The sequence below is a fragment of the Ectobacillus sp. OTK genome, from assembly GCF_059698935.1.
Genome location: NZ_AP048547.1, coordinates 4,785,565 through 4,806,539 on the forward strand (window position 1 = coordinate 4,785,565; position 20,975 = coordinate 4,806,539).

Annotated in this window: 24 protein-coding genes and 1 other annotated feature; of the genes, 7 read left to right on the forward strand and 17 right to left on the reverse strand. The window is 43.5% G+C overall.

Going from position 1 to position 20,975, the window contains the following annotated elements; translation table 11 throughout:
- The first annotated feature begins 41 nt into the window (after positions 1 to 41).
- Positions 42 to 1,304 (forward strand): BaiN/RdsA family NAD(P)/FAD-dependent oxidoreductase, encoded by a 1,263-nt coding sequence (locus AC6HZ4_RS23665; RefSeq protein WP_497492296.1) that lies wholly within the window; start codon positions 42 to 44, stop codon positions 1,302 to 1,304.
- A 218-nt stretch (positions 1,305 to 1,522) separates the two neighbouring features.
- Here AC6HZ4_RS23665 and AC6HZ4_RS23670 read toward each other — a convergent pair whose 3' ends face one another.
- From AC6HZ4_RS23670 to AC6HZ4_RS23690, 5 genes are all read right to left on the reverse strand, one after another.
- On the reverse strand, positions 1,523 to 1,705 hold the full coding sequence (locus AC6HZ4_RS23670) for a sporulation protein Cse60 (protein ID WP_497492297.1): 183 nt from the start codon (positions 1,703 to 1,705) through the stop codon (positions 1,523 to 1,525).
- 1 nt (position 1,706) lies between these two features.
- The gene (locus AC6HZ4_RS23675) at positions 1,707 to 1,937 is read right to left on the reverse strand and encodes a DUF2553 family protein (RefSeq protein WP_497492299.1); all 231 of its coding nucleotides are present in this window, start codon (positions 1,935 to 1,937) and stop codon (positions 1,707 to 1,709) included.
- Positions 1,938 to 2,189: 252 nt separating this feature from the next.
- Positions 2,190 to 2,423 carry a hypothetical protein gene (locus AC6HZ4_RS23680; RefSeq protein WP_497492300.1) on the reverse strand — a complete coding sequence of 78 codons (234 nt, stop codon included), beginning with the start codon at positions 2,421 to 2,423 and terminating at the stop codon, positions 2,190 to 2,192.
- Between the two features lie 16 nt (positions 2,424 to 2,439).
- A complete protein-coding gene (locus AC6HZ4_RS23685; protein WP_497492301.1) occupies positions 2,440 to 2,673 on the reverse strand; it encodes a spore germination protein in 234 nt (77 codons plus the stop codon).
- A 130-nt stretch (positions 2,674 to 2,803) separates the two neighbouring features.
- Entirely contained in the window at positions 2,804 to 3,109 is a 306-nt protein-coding gene (locus tag AC6HZ4_RS23690) for a rhodanese-like domain-containing protein (RefSeq protein WP_497492302.1), read from the reverse strand.
- 482 nt (positions 3,110 to 3,591) lie between these two features.
- Between AC6HZ4_RS23690 and AC6HZ4_RS23695 the strand changes: the two genes are divergently transcribed.
- Positions 3,592 to 4,113 (forward strand): hypothetical protein, encoded by a 522-nt coding sequence (locus AC6HZ4_RS23695; protein WP_497492303.1) that lies wholly within the window; start codon positions 3,592 to 3,594, stop codon positions 4,111 to 4,113.
- A gap of 282 nt (positions 4,114 to 4,395) precedes the next feature.
- On the opposite strand, the gene leuS is transcribed toward AC6HZ4_RS23695, so the two are convergent.
- The 3 genes from leuS to AC6HZ4_RS23710 all read right to left on the reverse strand — a co-directional run bounded on the left by leuS (position 4,396) and on the right by AC6HZ4_RS23710 (position 8,127).
- Positions 4,396 to 6,804, reverse strand: a complete 2,409-nt coding sequence (leuS, locus tag AC6HZ4_RS23700; protein WP_497492304.1) for a leucine--tRNA ligase — start codon at positions 6,802 to 6,804, stop codon at positions 4,396 to 4,398.
- Positions 6,805 to 6,859: 55 nt separating this feature from the next.
- Positions 6,860 to 7,069: a binding site (T-box leader), on the reverse strand.
- A gap of 632 nt (positions 7,070 to 7,701) precedes the next feature.
- Complete coding sequence (locus AC6HZ4_RS23705) at positions 7,702 to 7,845, reverse strand: glycogen biosynthesis protein GlgD (RefSeq protein ID WP_497492305.1); 144 nt, start codon at positions 7,843 to 7,845, stop codon at positions 7,702 to 7,704.
- An 18-nt stretch (positions 7,846 to 7,863) separates the two neighbouring features.
- Positions 7,864 to 8,127: a DUF2524 family protein gene (locus AC6HZ4_RS23710; protein WP_497492307.1), complete on the reverse strand. Its 264-nt coding sequence runs from the start codon at positions 8,125 to 8,127 to the stop codon at positions 7,864 to 7,866.
- Positions 8,128 to 8,317: 190 nt separating this feature from the next.
- Between AC6HZ4_RS23710 and mnmL the strand changes: the two genes are divergently transcribed.
- On the forward strand, positions 8,318 to 9,271 hold the full coding sequence (mnmL, locus tag AC6HZ4_RS23715; protein WP_497492309.1) for a tRNA modification radical SAM protein MnmL/YtqA: 954 nt from the start codon (positions 8,318 to 8,320) through the stop codon (positions 9,269 to 9,271).
- Positions 9,268 to 9,840, forward strand: coding sequence for a tRNA 5-(aminomethyl)-2-thiouridylate-methyltransferase MnmM (gene mnmM / locus AC6HZ4_RS23720; protein ID WP_497492310.1), 573 nt, complete (start codon positions 9,268 to 9,270; stop codon positions 9,838 to 9,840). Before mnmL ends, mnmM begins: the two co-directional genes overlap by 4 nt.
- Positions 9,841 to 10,013: 173 nt before the next feature.
- Here the strand turns inward: mnmM and tbcS are convergent, their stop codons facing one another.
- Positions 10,014 to 11,069, reverse strand: coding sequence for a tetraprenyl-beta-curcumene synthase (gene tbcS / locus AC6HZ4_RS23725; RefSeq protein ID WP_497492311.1), 1,056 nt, complete (start codon positions 11,067 to 11,069; stop codon positions 10,014 to 10,016).
- Entirely contained in the window at positions 11,066 to 11,863 is a 798-nt protein-coding gene (locus AC6HZ4_RS23730) for an alpha/beta hydrolase (RefSeq protein WP_497492312.1), read from the reverse strand. Before AC6HZ4_RS23730 ends, tbcS begins: the two co-directional genes overlap by 4 nt.
- 75 nt (positions 11,864 to 11,938) lie before the next feature.
- Here AC6HZ4_RS23730 and AC6HZ4_RS23735 point away from each other — a divergent pair, with 75 nt between their 5' ends.
- The 3 genes from AC6HZ4_RS23735 (at position 11,939) to AC6HZ4_RS23745 (ending at position 14,394) form a co-directional block, all read left to right on the forward strand.
- The gene (locus AC6HZ4_RS23735) at positions 11,939 to 12,454 is read left to right on the forward strand and encodes a gamma carbonic anhydrase (RefSeq protein WP_497492313.1); all 516 of its coding nucleotides are present in this window, start codon (positions 11,939 to 11,941) and stop codon (positions 12,452 to 12,454) included.
- 241 nt (positions 12,455 to 12,695) lie between these two features.
- Positions 12,696 to 13,235: a phosphatase PAP2 family protein gene (locus AC6HZ4_RS23740; protein WP_497492314.1), complete on the forward strand. Its 540-nt coding sequence runs from the start codon at positions 12,696 to 12,698 to the stop codon at positions 13,233 to 13,235.
- A 16-nt stretch (positions 13,236 to 13,251) separates the two neighbouring features.
- Complete coding sequence (locus AC6HZ4_RS23745; protein WP_497492316.1) at positions 13,252 to 14,394, forward strand: glycosyltransferase family 4 protein; 1,143 nt, start codon at positions 13,252 to 13,254, stop codon at positions 14,392 to 14,394.
- Between the two features lie 84 nt (positions 14,395 to 14,478).
- On the opposite strand, the gene AC6HZ4_RS23750 is transcribed toward AC6HZ4_RS23745, so the two are convergent.
- From AC6HZ4_RS23750 to AC6HZ4_RS23780, 7 genes are all read right to left on the reverse strand, one after another.
- Positions 14,479 to 14,673: a hypothetical protein gene (locus AC6HZ4_RS23750; protein WP_497492317.1), complete on the reverse strand. Its 195-nt coding sequence runs from the start codon at positions 14,671 to 14,673 to the stop codon at positions 14,479 to 14,481.
- Positions 14,666 to 15,199 (reverse strand): Rieske 2Fe-2S domain-containing protein, encoded by a 534-nt coding sequence (locus AC6HZ4_RS23755; protein ID WP_497492319.1) that lies wholly within the window; start codon positions 15,197 to 15,199, stop codon positions 14,666 to 14,668. Before AC6HZ4_RS23755 ends, AC6HZ4_RS23750 begins: the two co-directional genes overlap by 8 nt.
- 26 nt (positions 15,200 to 15,225) lie before the next feature.
- Positions 15,226 to 15,768, reverse strand: a complete 543-nt coding sequence (locus AC6HZ4_RS23760; protein ID WP_497492321.1) for a 4Fe-4S dicluster domain-containing protein — start codon at positions 15,766 to 15,768, stop codon at positions 15,226 to 15,228.
- 12 nt (positions 15,769 to 15,780) lie between these two features.
- Positions 15,781 to 17,922 carry a formate dehydrogenase subunit alpha gene (fdhF, locus tag AC6HZ4_RS23765; protein WP_497492322.1) on the reverse strand — a complete coding sequence of 714 codons (2,142 nt, stop codon included), beginning with the start codon at positions 17,920 to 17,922 and terminating at the stop codon, positions 15,781 to 15,783.
- 13 nt (positions 17,923 to 17,935) lie between these two features.
- Positions 17,936 to 19,084: an MFS transporter gene (locus AC6HZ4_RS23770; protein ID WP_497492324.1), complete on the reverse strand. Its 1,149-nt coding sequence runs from the start codon at positions 19,082 to 19,084 to the stop codon at positions 17,936 to 17,938.
- A 166-nt stretch (positions 19,085 to 19,250) separates the two neighbouring features.
- Complete coding sequence (locus tag AC6HZ4_RS23775) at positions 19,251 to 19,940, reverse strand: Crp/Fnr family transcriptional regulator (RefSeq protein WP_497492325.1); 690 nt, start codon at positions 19,938 to 19,940, stop codon at positions 19,251 to 19,253.
- A 21-nt stretch (positions 19,941 to 19,961) separates the two neighbouring features.
- Entirely contained in the window at positions 19,962 to 20,975 is a 1,014-nt protein-coding gene (locus tag AC6HZ4_RS23780; protein ID WP_497492326.1) for a ThiF family adenylyltransferase, read from the reverse strand.

Below are 20,975 nucleotides of genomic sequence, written 5' to 3' on the forward strand. Positions count from 1 at the left end.
TGCTATGCTAGTTTACAGTAATTCTTGCGAAGGGTGATTGTATGGACTATGACGTAATTGTAATCGGCGGCGGGCCGTCTGGCTTAATGGCGGCAATTGGCGCAGCTGAGGAAGGAGCGAGGGTGCTTCTTCTTGACAAAGGGGACAAGCTCGGACGAAAGCTCGCAATTTCCGGCGGCGGGCGCTGCAATGTCACAAATCGTCTTCCTGTCGACGAAATTGTTAAGCATATTCCCGGTAATGGCCGATTTTTGTACAGTGCATTCTCTATTTTTAATAACGAGGACATCATTTCATTTTTTGAAAAACTCGGTGTGCATCTAAAGGAAGAGGACCACGGACGGATGTTCCCTGTTTCTGATAAGGCGCAGTCTGTCGTGGATGCGTTACTGCGCAGACTAAAAGAGCTGCGGGTTGACGTTCGCGTAAATACACCTGTCCGAACTGTACAGTATGAAAATGGACAAACATCAGCAGTTGTCCTGCAAACGGGCGAAGTCATCCCGGTGAAGCATGTTGTCATTGCTGTTGGCGGCAAATCGGTACCTCATACAGGCTCTACCGGAGACGGCTATGCTTGGGCGGAGGCAGCAGGGCATACCATTACAGAGCTGTTTCCGACAGAGGTGCCAATCACCTCAAATGAACCGTTTATTCAAGAACGAATTCTCCAAGGGCTTTCCTTGCGAAATATTGGTCTAAGCGTAGTAGACCCGAAAGGAAAGCTCGTCAAAACACATATTATGGACATGATTTTCACACATTTCGGCATTTCTGGCCCAGCTGCACTCCGCTGCAGTCAATATGTACTAAAAACAATGAAAAAATTTCAAACAAAGACAGTAACGATGCGCATCGATGCACTGCCGGCTGAAAAAGAAGAACCGTTATTTCAGCGCATTATGCAGCAAATTAAGGACGAACCGAAAAAGGGAATCAAAAACGTGTTAAAGGGCTATGTTCCAGAAAGATATCTTCTCTTTTTGCTTGAGAAAAATAATATCGACCCAACACATGCTGCTGGACAGCTATCAGGTGAAAGCATTCGCAGCGTTATAAAAGACTTAAAAGGATTTTCGTTCACTGTAAATGGCACACAGCCCCTAGAAAAAGCCTTCGTTACGGGAGGAGGCGTGTCTGTCAAAGAAATTTATCCAAAAGAGATGGCATCTAAGCTTATGAATGGCTTGTACTTTTGCGGGGAAATCCTTGATATTCACGGCTACACAGGAGGCTACAACATTACCGCAGCGCTCGTAACTGGACGAATTGCGGGTACATCTGCAGCACGCTATGCAAAATAAGAAAAGCGGACATGACCCAGTTTGCTTGCGAAAGGGACAGTTCTCTGCACATTGAGGCGTTTTTTGCCTCGGCGGGCGAAGGTCTTTCTCCACAGGGAGCAGACCGTGGGAGCAGGGCAGTGTCCCTCAAAAGTTATACTTCCTTATCTTTTGAGGAAATTCGCTGATTGGTGAGACAGAGGCGCAGTTTCCCATAGAAAAGAGAGCCTAACGAAACGTTAGGCTCTGTATACAATCATAGCAGAAAAACAATAGATTTGATTCTCCTCATCATTATTGCAAACCGCGACTTGGTATTTAATATCTACTACATTCTCATCGTCTATTTTCTTCAAAAATACATTCACTGCTTCTTCTAGATCCTTCTCGTGACCTTCGTCAAACACCTTCACCCGAATCATCTCAGCACCATCCTAAATTGCTTTCTTCTGAATGATTTCTATCACGACGTGTCTGAATAAGCCGATAAAACCTTCCATTTTCATAGATATATCCTTCTTCTAAATCGTACTTCTTCTCTGCATGTATATAAAACTTGCCAATTCTAAATTTATGAGAATATAACTCCAAATATTCCTCTTTAAATTTTGCTGTTACTTTTTCGGTAATATCAATTTTCAGCGTTTTCTCCACACCTTCCCCCTCCCTTCAAAAGAGAGTGATTTGCTTTATTTTATTATGTAAGAGAGAATTTATGATACAGGACATGTAAATTTATTAAAGAAAACTCATCGATTGATGAGCCGTTAGTAGAGGGCAGCGAGAAGCTGCACTTATACTTTATTCCTAAAATTTGCTGCTTCGTCTCATAAACTTCTAGCTGGGAATTTACACTGCCTAAAGTACAAAAAGAAACGAGCATCTGCTATCAATGCTCGTTCACAGCTAAAAAGGCAGCCCGCTAGATAGGTCAATCTCTTCCTGACTGACTATCTCAGGGACTTCAGCCGAAATTTCTGCATTGCTTACACGTCTTCCATTCACAAAATCAGCGACAGTTACTCCTGTTGCCCCATTATTCGTTTTCGAGGCCGAAAAAGATACCTCCCTCCGGCCATTTCCAAATTCAATTGTTCCGTAATTGTTTACAACAATAAATTTTTCAATACATATACCCATTGCTTCCTCCTGGTATTCAAAACTCAAAGGGGCTGCCCTGCTGAAGCTCCGTCCCTTCAACTACTTGCTGCCCTGCTCCAACTCCCCCCCCTGTACGCCGGCCATTTACAATAACTCCCGTACTTGCGCCTCCTGATCCGTTATACTCCTTTGAAACAGAAAAAGGGGTCAAGCAGGCCCGTTGTCCAAAATTAATTGAGCCGTTGTTATTGATAATCTTTACCTTGCGAATGCGCGGTGCCATTCTCATCGTCCTTTCCTTGGCCTGCTATATTGTATGTAAGCAAAACAAACATGGTCCATCCTTCTTATATAAGGATGGACCATAGACAGAGAAGCAGCTTTATCTAAAAAGAAAAAACGGAACCTGCTCGTTCCGTTTACTCTGTTTCTCCCTCATATGCCAGCATACCGCCGATCATGTTCACCGTTTTGTAGCCAAGACTATCTAAATAACGGCAAACATGCTCGCTGCGAACACCGGACCTGCAAATGAAAATATATTCATTATCCATATCGAAAGAATCAAGCTTATTTGGAATCTCTCCCATTGGAATATGGACGGCTTCTGGAATTTTACCGTACGCAACCTCTTCGTATTCGCGCACGTCTACAAGAAACAATGTTTCTCCCTCTTTCAGCCTTTGTTCCACCTCTGCCGGTGTGATTGTTTTAATTTCGTCCATCTGCTGCTCCTCCTTCTGCTTCCTTTCATCCTATTCTAACAAGCTAAAGTGCTATTAGCAAAGTGCAATACAACACAAATATGCTCTAGCGTATAATTCCTCCTCCATAGCACATGCTTTAGCTGCGAAACTAAACATAGATCTCTGAACCATCCGCTGAATTTTCACTTTATATGATATATAAAATGACCCATCACTGTACCGTGATGGGCCTTTCTTGCCAATTATTTGTTTTTATCTTGCTTTTTAATTTGAGTTTGTTTATTGCTTGAAAAATTTGAAGAATCATCAAAATTCGGTTGCTTTTGACCACCGTTGTTTTTCCTGCTCATGCCCATCCCTCCTTCTTGTGCATTCATATGTATGATTTGCAGACAAGGCTTCTTATATGTAAATATAAATTGGGTAAGTTTCTACTTTTGACATGTAAAAGCACATATATTTCCGCTCCTCTGTCACACTAAGAAAAAAGGGGGGACACCATGAAACGAACTTGGGCTCTTTTTCTATACATCCCGCTTGCTTTATTTGCCATAGGCGCTGAAGTTCATCCATCTGCTTTCCAAGCAATTGAACATACAGAACTCAATCAGGGCTACAAGCCGCTCCCAGAAGCCGTTAAGCAATTCGAGGACATGTATAAAAAGAAGGTAATGCTTCCTAAGAAGCTTCCTCCTTTCACATTTACCCACAGTCTCGGAAAATTAGACAATACCAGGCCGCCTCACTTAGATATTAGTTACTTCAACGCCCAAAATCCGCAGGAGCATTTTAAAATGGTCATTCGCCCAGCAAACGGACAAATTCCGGTCATTCCTCGCATAGACCGGACGTACACAATGAAGGACGGGACAAAAGCGATATACCGTTCCATGGCAGGCAACGCCTTTTGCTTTTTTCTTTTTCAAAAAAACGGCTTAGAATATCATTTAGGAATAAGGCGGCAGGCTGGACAAAAAATTGGCATCCAAGATTTTGTGAAAATCGTACAATCAATGGAATAAGAAAAGCGGACACAGTTCAATGAGGCTTATTTGTAGAAGTATTCCGTTTGTTCTGCACTGGAAGGAACTTTTTTCCTCTTGCAGAGAAGGTTATTTTACGGAAGAGAGCTAGGCGACGCCCCGAAGTTATAAATCGTTTCTTCTAAGAAAAAACGGTTCCCTATTACGGGGAACCGTTTGATAAAGATAAGCATAGCTTTAAAAGGACTTATCTGCTTTCATAAAAAATCATATATATCAGTTGTTTTACTATAAGCGCAAATCAGGCCGTTTCCGCTTTTCTTAGTTCGCAACGATGTTAACTAGCTTGCCTGGAACAGCAATAATTTTACGGATCGTTTTGCCTTCGATTTGCGTTTGTACTTTTCCAAGCGCAGCCTCTTCCATTTGCTGCTTTGTTGCATCCTTTGCGATCGTTACCTTGCCGCGCAGTTTGCCATTCACCTGTACGATAACTTCAATTTCATCATCGACAAGCTTTCCTTCATCATAAGCCGGCCATGTTGCATACGTAATAGACTCGCTATGTCCAAGCTTCTCCCACAGCTCTTCAGCCAAATGCGGCGCAACCGGAGATAATAGCTTCACAAAGCCCTCAGCATACGCCTTTGGCAGCGTTTCTGCTTTATACGCTTCATTAATAAACACCATCATTTGTGAAATCGCTGTGTTAAAGCGAATGCCTTCGTAATCCTCTGTAACCTTTTTCACTGTTTGATGATATACGCGATCCATTGCTTTATTTGGCTCTGCTGTAATCTTCTCGCTTAATTCCCCGCTGTCTTGTACGAACAAACGCCATACACGATCCAAGAAGCGGCGCGAGCCGTCAAGCCCTGTTTCAGACCAAGCGATCGATGCTTCAAGAGGTCCCATAAACATTTCATATAAACGAAGCGTGTCAGCGCCATGGCTTCTCACGATATCATCCGGGTTTACAACATTGCCTTTCGATTTACTCATTTTCTCGTTATTAGAACCAAGAATCATACCTTGGTTGAATAACTTCTGGAACGGCTCCTTCGTTGGTACAACGCCAAGGTCGTACAAGAATTTATGCCAGAAACGTGCGTACAATAAGTGAAGCACCGCATGCTCCGCTCCGCCGATATAAATATCAACTGGCAGCCACTGCTTTAGCTTTTCCGGATCAGCCAACTGCTCGCTGTTGTGCGGATCAATATAGCGTAAATAATACCAGCAGCTTCCGCCCCATTGCGGCATTGTGTTCGTTTCACGGCGGCCTTTCTTGCCTGTCACCGGATCAACAACGTTCACCCACTCCTCAACATTCGCAAGCGGAGATTCGCCTGTTCCGGATGGACGAATATTTTCTGTTTTTGGCAATACAAGCGGCAGCTCTTCCTCCGGCACTGCTGTCATTGTACCATCTTCCCAATGAATTACTGGGATCGGCTCACCCCAGTAACGCTGGCGGCTAAACAACCAATCGCGCAGACGATATGTTACCTTCTTCGTACCGATTCCTTTTTCCTCAAGCCATACAATCATCGCTGTAATAGCTTCCTCTTTATTCATGCCATCTAGGAATTCAGAATTAATATGCTTGCCGTCTCCTGTATAAGCTTCTTGTGACACATCTCCGCCTTCCACAACTGCTCGGATTGGCAGGTTGAATTTCTTCGCAAATTCATAGTCACGTTCGTCATGCGCCGGCACCGCCATAATGGCGCCTGTTCCGTAGCTCACGAGCACGTAGTCAGCAATCCAAATCGGCATCTTTTCGCCATTTACTGGATTCACCGCATAGGCACCTGTAAATACGCCTGTTTTATCCTTCGCAAGATCAGTACGCTCTAAATCACTCTTCGTCTTCACCGCATCTAAGTACGCCTCAACCGCCTCTTTTTGTTCAGCCGTTGTAATTGCTTCTACCAATGCGTGCTCTGGTGCCAGTACTGCATAGGTTGCACCAAACAATGTATCAGGACGAGTTGTAAACACCGTAAATTGTTCCTCTGTTCCGTCTACCCGAAAGCGTACCTCAGCTCCCTCAGAACGGCCAATCCAATTGCGCTGCATATCCTTTAAGCTTTCCGGCCAATCCAACTCCTCTAAATCCTCAAGCAAACGGTCCGCGTAAGCTGTAATTTTGAGTACCCACTGCTTCATCGGACGACGCTCGACCGGATGACCGCCGCGCTCGCTTTTTCCGTCGATTACTTCCTCATTTGCCAAAACCGTGCCAAGCGCTGGACACCAGTTTACCGCAACTTCATCCACATAAGCCAAGCCCTTCTCAAACATCTTAAGGAAAATCCATTGTGTCCATTTATAATAATTTGGATCCGTTGTATTCACTTCACGGTCCCAGTCATAAGAGAAGCCAAGAGACTTAATTTGGCGGCGGAACGTATTGATGTTCTTCTCCGTAAACTCCGCTGGACTGTTGCCTGTATCAAGCGCATATTGCTCAGCAGGCAGACCAAACGCATCCCAGCCCATTGGATGCAGTACATTATAGCCTTGCATACGCTTCATACGCGATAAAATATCCGTTGCCGTATATCCTTCCGGGTGCCCTACATGCAGGCCCGCTCCGGATGGATACGGAAACATATCAAGTGCATAAAATTTTGGTTTGTCTGTCTCATCCGGCGTGCGGAATGTTTTATGTTCCTCCCAATACGCCTGCCACTTCTGTTCTATTTCTTTATGGTTGAAGCTCACAAGTAAATCCTCCAATCGTTTATTCCTTTGTAAAATGCAAAAAACCTCTCATCCCAAAAGGGACGAGAGGTTATATTCCCGCGGTACCACCCTAATTAATGTAAAAACATTCACTCAATTCCTTAACGCGGAGAAACGGCAGCCGCTACTTTCTTCACAGCTGCAACTCAAAGGCGAGTTCATAATACAACGCGGATTGACTTGCACCAACCGTCAACTCTCTGTACCTGTATGTACTACTACTGCTCCTTATCACTGTTGTTGTGTATTTACATACATCCTATTCTAAAACATCTGTGTTGTTCCGTCAAACAGTGCTTAGTGTATTTAAGGTTTGCTTCTGTCTATGCTTTCTGCTGCTATCGGCTTTGGATTGCCGGTTATACAAGATAGGCACAATGATAGATACAAACAGCATAACCAATCTATGCATAAATTATTACAAGGATAATAAATTAATCTATATGGATAAATAAAATAAGAACTATCCACAGATGTCGCTTCTAAAAGCTGTATATCAAATCCTTTATACGAAGAAGTTCACCATAATCCATTTGATTTGTGCCCCTATGCTTTAGTTACTCTCTGTATGCAAAATATTTTCAAACCGCCTGTCGGCCTCTTATACGGCATTATGCTATGTAATATTGATTTCTGATTCATATTTACCATTGTTCTCCTAATAGAAACCGTAATATTTTCGGAGATATGAGAAAAATGTTTAAGGGGAGCATGTTATGCAAAAGCGGAGGAGGCTGCCTGAAATATTCAGCAATAATATAAAAGCATGTAAAAATAATAAGCAAGCCATCCGGGAAACCATAAATAATAGGTTTCCCATGATGGCTCCTTTCATTTAGTAATGAAGGATTCCCTTAGCTTCCGGCCATCACAGCACTATTGCTTTGATCTTTGCGGCTGCCCTTGACGTGCATAGTTTTTCTTTGCTTGCACAACTGGATCCATCTCATTTGAAAACTCTTGGTTATGACCATTTTGCGTTTTTTGTTCTGGATTATTTTGCTTTGAACGTTTTTTCATCGTCTTCTTCCTCCTTTATTAATGCCGTGTAGTAATCATTTCATGCTGTATGTTGCGCAGTTGGATAAGCGCACGCTCAATGCGGTCACGCTGTTGTTCATTTGCGTTATGTTCCATTTTCTCAAGAGCCGCTACAGCTTGCTCAAGCTGCAATTGTGCGTCTGTATATTCCATCATATTATAGTGTTCCTGACGCTTTCCTATCTCAAGCTGCTCCTTTGCATATTGCAGCGCTTGCTCCGCTTCATCAATATATTGATTTAACGAATCACGTGTTGTCATACTTAGCCCCCTTATGTTGCTTCATGTACATCACTAACCACCAAGCGGCAAGCTATGCCGATGGAAGTCTCGTTTTATTATCCCCCATCCTGCAAACTATATGAGCTGGTGTGCTATAATGAATACTGTTTCCTTTTAGATGAACTGAACTTTTCACAGAAATAGTGCTTGTTTAAAGGAGGGAGATTCGATGAACAATCCGTTTCCGTATTCGGCAGATAACAAACGTTATCACACATGGAACTACCACCTGCGCCAAACATTCGGCAGCAAGGTGTTTAAGGTATCATTAGATGCGGGCTTCGATTGCCCGAACCGCGACGGTACAGTTGCGTTCGGCGGCTGTACGTTCTGCAGCGCTGCCGGCTCTGGTGACTTTGCCGGTAATCGCACCGAAGATGTGATTACGCAATTTCATACAATTAAAGCGAAAATGCATGAAAAATGGAAGGCAGGCAAATATATGGCCTACTTCCAAGCATTCACAAACACACATGCCCCGCTCGATGTACTGAAGCGGACATTTGAGCCTGTCTTAGAAGAGGAAGGAGTTGTCGGCCTTTCCATCGCAACCCGCCCTGACTGTTTGCCCGATGATGTTGTAGAGTACTTGGCAGAGCTTAATGAACGCACGTATTTGTGGCTTGAGCTCGGCCTGCAGACAGTTCACGAACGAACTGCTCTTCTCATCAATCGTGCGCACGATTATGAGACATATGTAAAAGGGGTAGAAAAGCTGCGGAAGCATAATATTCGCGTTTGCTCGCACATCATTAACGGATTGCCTCTTGAAAATTATGACATGATGATGGAAACAGCACGCGAAGTCGCAAAACTTGATATTCAAGGCATTAAAATTCATTTGCTTCATTTGTTAAAAGGTACGCCAATGGTAAAGCAATACGAAAAGGGGCTGCTTGAGCTTCTGTCTTTTGAGGAGTATATAAGGCTCGTTGTTGACCAGCTTGAAATCATTCCGCCAGAGGTCATTGTGCATCGCATCACGGGTGACGGTCCGGCTGATCTCATGATTGGTCCGATGTGGAGCCTGAGAAAATGGGAAGTTCTCAATACAATTGATGCGGAATTTGTACGCCGAGGCAGCTGGCAAGGAAAATTTGCGGAAAAGGTGATGAACATATGAAGCTTGAACGCATTTTGCCATTTGCGCGTACGCTTCTGCAAATGGCAGTAAAGGACGGAAGCTACGCGGTGGATGCTACAATAGGAAATGGACACGATACAGCGTTTCTCGCACGACTTGTCGGAGAAACTGGAAAAGTGTTCGGCTTTGATATTCAAGAACAAGCAATTCTGAATGCACAAGCACGGCTTATGGAGCAAGATTTAAGCAATCGTACAGTACTGCTTCATGAAAGTCACGAAAGGCTGCTGGAAATGCTGCCCGCTGATGCAATGGGAAAAGTGACAGGGGCTGTGTTTAACCTTGGCTACTTGCCAGGCGGTGATAAAAGCATTGTCACACAGCCAGCTTCAACCATCGCCGCAATTGAACAGCTCCTGAAGCTTATGGCACCGGAGGGAATCATTGTACTCGTGATTTACCATGGTCATGAAGAAGGACAGGCAGAGCGTGATGCAGTCGTAGAGTTTGCGATGAATCTTGATCAGCAAATCGCACACGTACTGCGATATGAATTTATTAACCAAAGCAATCATCCGCCATTTATTATCGCAATCGAAAAACGATAGTAAATCAGGAGAACTGATCTTACATGTGTGGAATAAAAATGGAAAAGGTGTCGGATAAAGCTGACACCTTTTTCGTATAAAAATGATTGTTCATACAGGCGGCCGCATTGCCATTCGATATAGCTTGACTACGTCCCTCCTTGAAATGGAACAGCTATAGTCAACATCTTTTCCTACGCCCGCATACGATACAGCTTGGCATTCACATAAAAGAAATAGGAAACAACTCCGCCATACTTAACAATATGACGAGCCATTTGCTGCATCTCCTTTTGCTCCGCTACCTTTTTATCGGACAAATACATACCAAGCAAGCCCCGGCTAATCAAACGATGAAATTTCGCATGCGGCAGTTCCTGTAGACATCTATCTGTCTCTTGCACAAAATGCTTCAGCCGCTCAAGTGTTTCTTCCCGGTTCTCATAATAGCTGCAAAAATTCAAATCCCCGCCGAGCCTATCCTCCTCCTGATCAATAAAATAATCAAGCAAAATATGCAATCCCTGCAAATAAGGAAAGTAGCCTTTTTTAATTTTTATAATTTGTGATTCACTTAACTCATGATGGAAGGAATATGCCACCAGACAGAAAATGCCGAGTGTTGAGCCGGCACAGGCAGAAAACTCATACCAACTCATTGCAGGAAGCTGTTCTTTATGCACAGCAAACCACTCCTGAAGCCGCCCCTCTCTTTCTGTGAGAGCTACATGTTTATGTACCTGCAGATCACAATAATAACGAGCGAGTTCCCGCAATGTTCCAGCTATCTTTGGGTAATGCCTCGTATGCTGCAGGACATCCTGACACGTTCGAACCAGTGCCTCCAAATAGCCGCCGTCGTTCTGGTCTTCACGGAAGCGATAATAATTTTCTATAGAGCTTCCCGGAGTAAGAGCATGAAGCATCGACTGATGTAATGCTTCAAAGTCAAGCGGATCCAAAGAAGTACTGCGGTCGCATAAGTTATCTAAATAGTCGCTGATGGTTTGATAGGCGACAATAAAGCGAACACATTCATTCATCCCTGTACCTGCCAAGATGGCGAGAATGCTTCCCCCCTCGCAATGAAAGGTTTTATGCTCAATACTCGCTAGCGCTTGCTTGCGCAGCTCCTCATTTGGAATCCTCTGCGCCCGCTCCGTCCATTTCACCAGCTCTTGATGCACCGGCGGCATCACATTCCGATAGACTTTGGACATAAGAGATATGGGATTTGTAGGAATCTTCACTTTACTTCACTCCTTTCATCAATATGCACTCCCGTAAAGGCTTTCGCAAACGCAAAAATTTGCTCACGTTCATACTCGTTGAACAATTCATGATAGCAATCCTTCCATTCCTTATACGCCTTATCGCTGCTATTCACTTCATTAAACCATTTGCGAACCTGCATCCGGTCCACAAGTTTGTCCTCACATGCCTGCATAATGAGAAGGGGGACATCTGGAAAGGCTGAAACCTGCTCGTGTGCGATTGAAACTGCCTTTGTCAGTTCAACAAACCAACGCACCGATACCTTTTGCAAAAGCAAGGAATCATTCTCCATGGCATCTCGGATATCTCTATTGCGTGTTGCCATCTCAGCAGTTAAATGGGAAGAAAACTTCATTTTTGGGGCGAGTGCATTTAATACCTTCGCTGCGGCCTTTAACAAGATAGGAGGCTCTGCCAATACGCCTAGGCACGGCGAGCTTAAAATAACACCTTGCACCTGCATCCCGGTTTCCTGAAGAAGACGAATAATAATTAAACCTCCCATGCTGTGACCAAGCAAAAAAAGGGGAAGGCGGTAGCGCTTTGCTTCCTCAATCCATTTCCGCACCGTATGTATATATTCCTCAAAGCTATTAATATGTCCTCGCTGTCTTGAAGATGTTCCATGCCCCGGTAAATCACCCATCACTACATGATATCCTGCTGCCGTCCACATATCGGCAAGCGCTGCGTAACGACCGTGATGCTCCATGGCCCCATGAACAATTACCACAACAGCTTTTGCCGCTTTCGCTTCCCAGCTCCACATGCGCATCCCCCTGTTTTCATTTTAAAATATTGTTGATACACTAATAGTACATGAACAGAAAGGCGGTTTCGATCTATGATTTATCCATATAAAGATAAATATCCAAACATTGCAGACAGTGCTTTTATTGCTGATTATGTCACAATTACAGGCGATGTGACAATTGGCGAGTACTCCAGTATTTGGTTTAACACAATTATTCGCGGCGACGTGTCTCCTACGATTATCGGCGATCGCGTCAATGTGCAAGATTTATGTGTGCTCCATCAAAGTCCAAGATGCGCGCTTATCTTAGAGGATGATGTAACAATCGGTCATCAGGTTACTTTACATAGCTGCACAATCCGGAAAAATGCATTAGTTGGCATGGGCTCTATCGTACTTGACGGCGCGGAGGTTGGAGAGGGTGCATTTATCGGCGCCGGCAGCCTCGTGCCGCAAGGAAAGATTATTCCCCCGAATACATTAGCATTTGGACGTCCGGCAAAAGTGATTCGCGAACTAACAGAAGAAGATAAGCAGGATATGGCTCGTATTCGCCGTGAATATGTGGAAAAAGGACAATTCTATAAGAGTGTACAGCAAAAATAAATTGATATGAGGAAAGCTCGGTGCATACCGGGCTTTTTGCCGATATAGAAAATACTCCAGCCTGGATAGACGCTTTTTGGCAGGCCTGTGCTCATCAAAATAAAAGTTTTCTCCCCTTTTCCTTCATCATTGTTTAGAATCTATCCACTATTTTTTTACAATCCCTTATCACTTTCTCAACAAATTCTTATTAAAATGGAAATGCAATACGAAATATACTGACATTAGGGAGGTGCTGCTGATGATAGCACGTTCTATCAGCGCCTTATATGAAATAGAATGTTACATTTTCAAGGGAATTAACCGTTATTTTGAGCGAAAGGCACTAAACCTATACTTTCGCACAATTACACATGCAGGGGGGGCAACATGTGCCATTCTTTCCGTATTGCTTCTCTTGCTCCTATCAAAGGGTTCGCTTCGCGAAACCGCAGTAGCAAGCGCTGTTTCCCTTGCTATCAGCCATATTCCGGTGCAAATTTTCAAAAAGCTGTATCCGCGAAAACGCCCGTATTTAATGATTGATGGAACAAAGCATCATTTGAACCCATTGCAAGACCATTCCTTTCCTTCTGGGCATACCACTGCTGTCTTTTCAGTCGTAATCCCATTCATTATCTATGTGCCTGTATCAGTATTCCTGTTCCTTCCTCTTGCCTTAAGCGTCGGTATATCCCGTATTTATCTGGGTCTTCATTATCCATCCGATGTGCTCGCAGGCATGTGCCTTGGAACGCTCACCGGCATTCTTTCTTACTTTCAAATCATACAACTATTGTAAGTGGGGAGGGCGTCTTATGAAAATCGCTATCTTTACCGATACCTTTGTACCGCAAGTAAACGGGGTTGCGAAAACACTGGAACGCTTCACGGAGTACCTACAGCGCATGGGAATAGAATATTATGTATTTGCACCCGAAAATACTGCTGAGGACAGCTTTGTTACGAATGTGAAAAAAATGAAAAGCATTCCGCTTTCCGTGTATCCGGAATGCAGACTGGCGATTCCAAACCCAGTATTTATAAAAAAAGAATTACAACGCTTTCAGCCTGACCTTATTCATGTCGCAACCCCCTTTAACATAGGGTTGTGCGGTATGTATTACGCAAAGAAGTTAGGCATTCCGCTTGTCGGATCGTATCATACTGATTTTGACGCTTACTTGAAGTACTACAAACTAGATTTTCTCTCTCGCTTTCTTTGGAATTATTTACGATGGTTCCACAGCTCTCTTCAAAAAACATTCGTTCCTTCCTATGAAACGCTCAAGCAGCTAAAGAACAAAGGGTTCCGAGACCTGCACATTTGGGCACGCGGCGTTGATTGTAATCTCTATCATCCGCATTATGAGGAAAAAGCCATACGTGATACATACAACATACAAGCAAAATATATTCTCTCGTACGTCGGTCGTATGGCTCCGGAGAAGGATATCGATACACTGACAGAAATTATTCAAAAAACAAATCGAACGCTTGGAGACTCTGTTCACTGGCTCCTTGTCGGGGATGGACCGCTCGCAGAGGAAATGAAAGCAATGCTAAACGAAAACGTAACATTCACCGGTTATTTAAAAGGAAAAGAACTCGCAGCTGTCTATGCTTCCTCACACCTAATGGTGTTCCCATCCGCAACAGAAACGTTTGGCAATGTCGTGCTGGAATCGCTCGCTTCCGGTACGCCTGTAATCGGAGCGAACGCGGGGGGAGTGAAGAATATTTTGCAGCATGGCATAACAGGATACCTATGTGAACCAAAAGAGACTGATGCATTTTGCGCTGCAATTAAAGATCTTCTTAGCCATCATTCCAGAATCGCCGCAATGGGACGATCCGGACGAGAGTATGCATTGTCCCAAAGCTGGGACACGATTTTCGAGAACCTTCTGGGTCATTACAAAGACGTTATTCAAACGCCTCAAGATAAATTGTTAGCATAACGAAAAGCGGATGCAGTCAGTTCTTTTCTCTAACAGGCAAACTAAGTAAACTGCAAAAAAGCAAAGGCCTCCCACCTTTGCTTTTTATCTGTTATATTCTAGCTTTCTCCAGTTAAAGTATGCCATCAATGCCACAATAACTGAGACTATACTCACAATCATACATGTTGTCACTGTACCATATTCCCTGCCGTAATACGCCTCAATCGTATGCTGTAAGGATATGACATTCACGATAAGCGAAGTCATAATGATAATAACCCATCCGCGTTTACTCATGACGATACTTCCTTCCAACCGCATATACAACACCGTTGGCTACCTCTAATTCAATGAGCGGTAATTCTCTTTGCGGCGGCCCTTCCACCGGATGTCCTGTTTTAATATTAAAGAAACCGCGGTGACACGGGCAAACAAGGATGTCACGCTCTTTTTCATAAAACACCGGACATTGCAAATGCGTACATTTATTATTATACGCTACAAGCTCACCCTCCACCGTATGGACCAAAATAGCAGTATCTGCTTCTGTCGGATAACTGAAGTTTACAGATTGCCCTTTCGGCAAAGAAGCCAGCTCCGTAATCTTTACGCGCGCTTCTTTATCTGCCTTTTTATTGGCACTGACAATTTGGAACGGGATGGTAGCCAGACCTATTGCCACCGTTGCCCCCGTCATGGATTTAATAAATGCACGGCGGTTATACTTTACATCATCCACACGCTTTAAATTATCTATCAGATTCATCATATCTTGATCTGTTTCCTCGCGATGACGCTTTTTTTTCTTCTCCTGTTCACTCATCGGACGTTCCTCCCCTCCAAACGGGACTACTCAGAATAGACACCGAAAAACTCCGGCACAAAGTTCCATTTATTACCTTCAGACGGTTTCTTGCCTTCAATTAAGTTCATTCGGGCACGGCTGCGGCGAAGAGCCTGCATTTCATCAAAGTCAATGAAACGAATCGCTTCACTTGGGCAAACTGATGCACACATTGGCGGGATATCTTCTTTTGTACGGTCATAGCACATATCGCATTTATACATTTTATTTGCTTCAAAATCGAATTTCGGAATCCCGAATGGACAGCCAAACGTACAGTTACGGCAGCCGATACATTTTTCTTCCATCGCGGAAAGGACAACGCCCTCTTCCGTAATTTGAATCGCATTTGCCGGACAAACACGCGCACATGCAGGATCTTTACATTGCATACACATCATCGGAAAGGTTTGACGGCTTTCCATAAAATCTACGTATTCTACATAGTTGCGTTCTTTATATTCATGATCACCGCATTCTCGACATGCTGCCTGACAAGAGCGGCAGCCGATGCAGCGTTCGAATTCTAAATACATTACCTTTTTCATAGTATATCCTCCTTACGCCTTCTCTACTTTTACTGCACACACTTTGAACTCTGGCATGCGAGAGGTTGGATCTAGTGCAGGATTTGTCAGCTGATTAACCGCCAATTCCTTACCCCAGTGATATGGAACAAATACTGTATCTTTACGAATTGTTTTTGTTAAACGGACATCGACTGTCATATGGCCGCGGCGTGTCACAAGCTTTACCTTATCACCGTTTGCCAAGTTATACTGCATTGCCATTTCCGGATGCATTTCTGCGTACGGCACCGGACATTGCTCCATTAGGAAGTCAACGCGGCGCGTTTGATTTCCTGATAAGTAATGAAACACAACACGACCTGTCGTCAATACATGCGGGTAATCCTTATCTTGAACCTCACCTGGCTCTTTCCAATTAAAGATGCCAAGGTTTGCTTTACCATCATATGTCCCAAATCTTTCTTTAAACATATGCGGAGTTCCCGGATGATCCTCAGAAGGGCATGGCCAAAATACACCATCCTCTTTATCAATTCGATCCCACGTAATGCCGTAATAATCCGCAGGGCCTCCTTTTGTCGCGATTCGAAACTCTTCAAAGATATCGCGTGCATCCTTATAAGGGAAGAATTTTCCTTTTCCCATACGCTCAGCAATTAATTTCATAATTTCCCAATCCGGTTTACTTTCACCAAGAGGCTCGCGTACCTTACGAATACGGATAACGCGTCCTTCTAAGTTTGTTGTTGTTCCTTCGTCCTCTGCCCAAGAAGTTGCTGGTAAAACAACATCTGCATACTCAGCTGATTCAGACAAGAAGAAGTCACTTACAACCATAAAATCTAATTTCTCAAATCCTGCATTTACATAGTTAATATTCGGTGCTGATACGGCTGGATTGCTGCACATTAAGTGAAGCGCACGAATTTCACCGCTATGCATCAAGTCAAACATCTCAAATGCGGATACGCCTGGCTGCGGCATATCTTTCGGATCAATGCCCCATACGCTAGATACATATTCAATCGCTTTTGGATCTGTTAGCTTACGATAGCCTGGCAGCAAATCTGCCTTTTGGCCGTGCTCACGACCACCCTGCCCATTTCCTTGTCCTGTAAACGTGCCGCAGCCGGAAGCGAATTTACCGACCATACCGCGCAGCAAGGACATTGTAATGTACATTTGTACGTTTTCCACACCTTTAGATTGCTGCTCCGCACCGCGGGCAAACATGACAACAGAGCGTGGAGATTGACCATAAATATGTGCTGCTTTTATCAATTTCTCAACTGCAATACCTGTAATGCTGGATGTATATTCTGGAGTGCAATGCTGAACAGATTTCTTCAGTTCTTCAAAGTTATTGCAACGCTCCCTTACATATTCGTTATCTACATATCCTTCTTGAATTAACAAATGAATCATGCCTGCCGCCAAAGCAGAATCTGTACCCGGCTTCAAATCCAGGTGCACATCAGCTACACGGGCAATTGGTACTTCACGAGGGTCTGCAACGATGATTTTTGCACCCTTGTCTTTTGCTTTCCATAGCCATTGCGTACTTGTCGGATGACACTCAGCAGAGTTTGTTCCGGCTAAGAAGAAGCAATCCGTATGCTCAAGCTCTGGTATGGGCAGCGTCATACCGCGATCGATGCCGAAAGTTTTCAGCATACCTCCTGCCGCAGAACTCATACAAAAGCGGCCGTTGTAGTCGATGTAACGCGTTCCAAGACCAACGCGTGCATATTTACCAACTAGATAGCATTTTTCATTTGTCATGGATACACCGCCAAACACTCCAATCGCGTCCTTGCCATATTCACGTTGAATACGTTGGAAGTTTTCTGCAATATAGCTTAGCGCCTCATCCCAAGATACGGCTGTAAATTCTCCATTTCGTTTAATTAAAGGCCTTGTAATCCGGTCCGGATGCTCAATTGTTTGATATGCTGTCACACCTTTTGGACACATTTTCCCGTTCGTTACCGGCCAATCATAGCGAGGCTCTACACCAACTACCTTTCCTGTTTTCTCTTCTACACGAATATGCATACCGCATTGCATCCCGCAATAGCAGCAATGTGTTGTGATAAGCTTTTCACCAGGCTTATGCAGGTTTTTTACATTGTCTTTTGTCACGAATTTATCTTGCTTCACAATCTGAGCCATCTGATTCACCCCGTTATTTTATTGTTGCTTCATCTTTTTTTGCTTCATAAAACTTTTCCGAACGTTTTTGTCCAAAGCCTGGTACATGAATACCGTTATTTGTTTGAATCGGTCCGTACGGGTTGCCGATTGTTTGTTCCATATTTAACTGCTTCATCACGCGCATCCGTCTGCGGCATGAAGGACAGTAATCTGCTAGATATGAGCCGTCTGCAAGTTGCAAATCAAATTGCTGCGCTGCTAAAATGGCTTTTACATCTGAAATCTGATCGTCATTGCTATAATTCGTGCCGCACTTCTTACATGCTCTTGTATCCACCTTTACAACCTCCTGATAGTTCATCGGAACAGCTGTTGCAAGCGGGCGAATCGGAACGTGGAATAGCTTGCCAAATGGGAAATATATAAGGAAAAACACAACAGATATTTGATGTATAATCGTTATATAATTATGAATAAATCCTTTTAGGAAGACATAAGAAATTGTAAGCATCAATCCTGTTACTGCTGCACCGAGCAATAAAAGAAGCGGTAAAATATCAAATTCAAATCGCTGCGTTACACGAACATCCTTATTCATTGTGCGGCGGATAAGCGCCATCGTTGCACCGATTAGCAGCATCATCGCAAAAATGTTGAGTGAATTGTACATAAGCTCTGCAACAAGGCCATGTGCCTGAATTTTCATCATCTGGCGGTTGAACACAATAACGCCATACGTATGAGCATCAATTAAAGTGAAACGAAACAAACCAAATGTTAAACCGAATGTAAAGGCTAAAGACCCAATACAGCCCCATGCAATTAAAAAGTGCTGCAATCCACGGTATATACCGCGTTTAAAAATAAATTTTTGCAAAAATATATTTTCAAATCCTGTTTTTAAAACAGACACAATATTTCGTTTGACACGATTGGATGACTTTAAGTTTTGTAAGCTCCGTTTCACAACCTGATGTGTTGCCGGCCTCGCGAACCAAAAACAAACACGGATTGTCATCCCAATTGCAAATACAATAGAAGAAAGCAAATACCCGAGCGTTGCTAAATCAATATGGGTAAACTGATCTGTTGCATACCACACTGTCAACACTAACAGCAATGTTATAACAAATGAATAAAACCGCGCTTTTGAATAAAACTTGCGCTCGATTATATTCATGTCATTCCCTCCCTTATTCTTGAAAGCCATCTTGTTGCTTTCATTATACGCATGAGTGAGCGGAATCACTGTGACGTACATCACATATTTGTTTGACAATGTCGTGACAGTTATCTGAACTATTGTGCAATATAAAAAGCAGCCATCATCAGATAGCTGCTTACTTCTATTCAATATTGCAATATGAAGCCGGACAATTTTCACAGTTGATCTCCCGCTTCAAATACTCTATATCATGAATGATAATTTTTCTTCCTTGAAAGGAAAGGATCCCCATCCCCTTTAACTCATTTAAGGAACGATTAACACTTTCCCGTGTTGTTGAACTAAAATTCGCTAAATCCTGATTCGTAATTTGCACATCAAGCAATATACCGTTTTCTACCGGCACACCGTAGCTGTTTGTCATACGAATTAGAGTGGAATAGAGCGCCCCCTTCTTCCCGTACAAGACAAGGTCACGAAATTTTGTATGCTGTTTGCGAATATGGTCCGTCATAACAGGCATAAAGTCCGCCGCAAACAGCGGATTTGTAAGCAATTCCCTTTCGATTGTTTCGTTCTTAATTACAAGTACTTCACTATCTTCGAGCGCGCGGCCGCTGAACAAATATTTTCCGTTTTTCGAAAAAATCATAAGTTCTCCCATAATTGAGTTTGGTCCGCACAAACGCAAGCAAAGCTGCTTTCCATCACCTGAAAGCTTATTGACTTGAAACTTTCCTTTTAGCACCACAAAAAATCGATCTCCGTCCTGGCCTTCTTGGAACAAATGTATTCCTTTCTTTATCTTCAGCGTTTGATATGCCAGTCTGGATAAGTGCTCTACACTCTCAGTGCTTAAAACTGTCGGCATGGATCTGCTCCCTTCTGTAGGTTATCCAAAATAACGCTGATATATAGAACGGGCTTCCGTAACATCCTTCGTTCCATGAATAAGCACCCTGCCGTCGCGGAATAGGACAATACGGTGTCCCTCTAGCTGCATCATCGCCAAATACGGATTGCTTTGAAGATCATATCCGGCACGCTTCATGTGCAAAGCAAGCTTTTCTAGCTCAAACGGCTTCGTACTCCGAAGCTGAACCGTATCCCTGCCGCATAAAACAGCTGCCTTGCTTCTATCTTCTTCCTTTAAAGCCGGATATGTTCTTTCTTCTCCGCACGATGGACATTTTTTATTCTTTCTCTTTCCGACACGCAAAAACATATTCTCATTATTCCAAATATCAAACAAAGCCAATGACGGTCGTACTGCTTGCATATTTCCAGTCAATATTTTCAATGCTTCTGCTGCTTGATAAGACACTGTCATACCAATGGCTGGACCAATTACACCAGCGGTATCACACGTTAAGCTGTAAGATGGAAGATGCGGGAGCAAACAGCGAAAGCACGGCGTTTGTCCTGGAATAATTGCCATCGATAACCCATAGCTTCCTGTACAAGAGCCAAAAATCCAGGGTATATTATATGTTTGCGATGCGTCATTAATAAGAAGACGTGTTTCAAAATTATCCGTCGCATCTATAATAACACCCACTCCCTGTTCGCAGAAAATGGTAATTTCATCAGGTGTAATGTCTAAAACATGCGCTGTAATTTCCACCTCGCTATTAATGCGGCTGAGCCTATTTTTCGCCGCAATCGCTTTTGGCATCCCTTGCTCAGCGTCACGTTCCTCATACAGCTGCTGCCGTTGCAGATTACTCCAGTCCACATAATCTCGGTCGACGATTGTAATTTTCCCCACGCCAGCTCGAACAAGCATTTCAGCGTTACCGCAGCCAAGCGCTCCGGCCCCAACAATGAGTACATGAGCCTGTCTCAGAAATTTCTGCCCTTGCTCTCCAATCGGTGCAAAAAGTGTTTGTCTTGAATATCGGTTCAT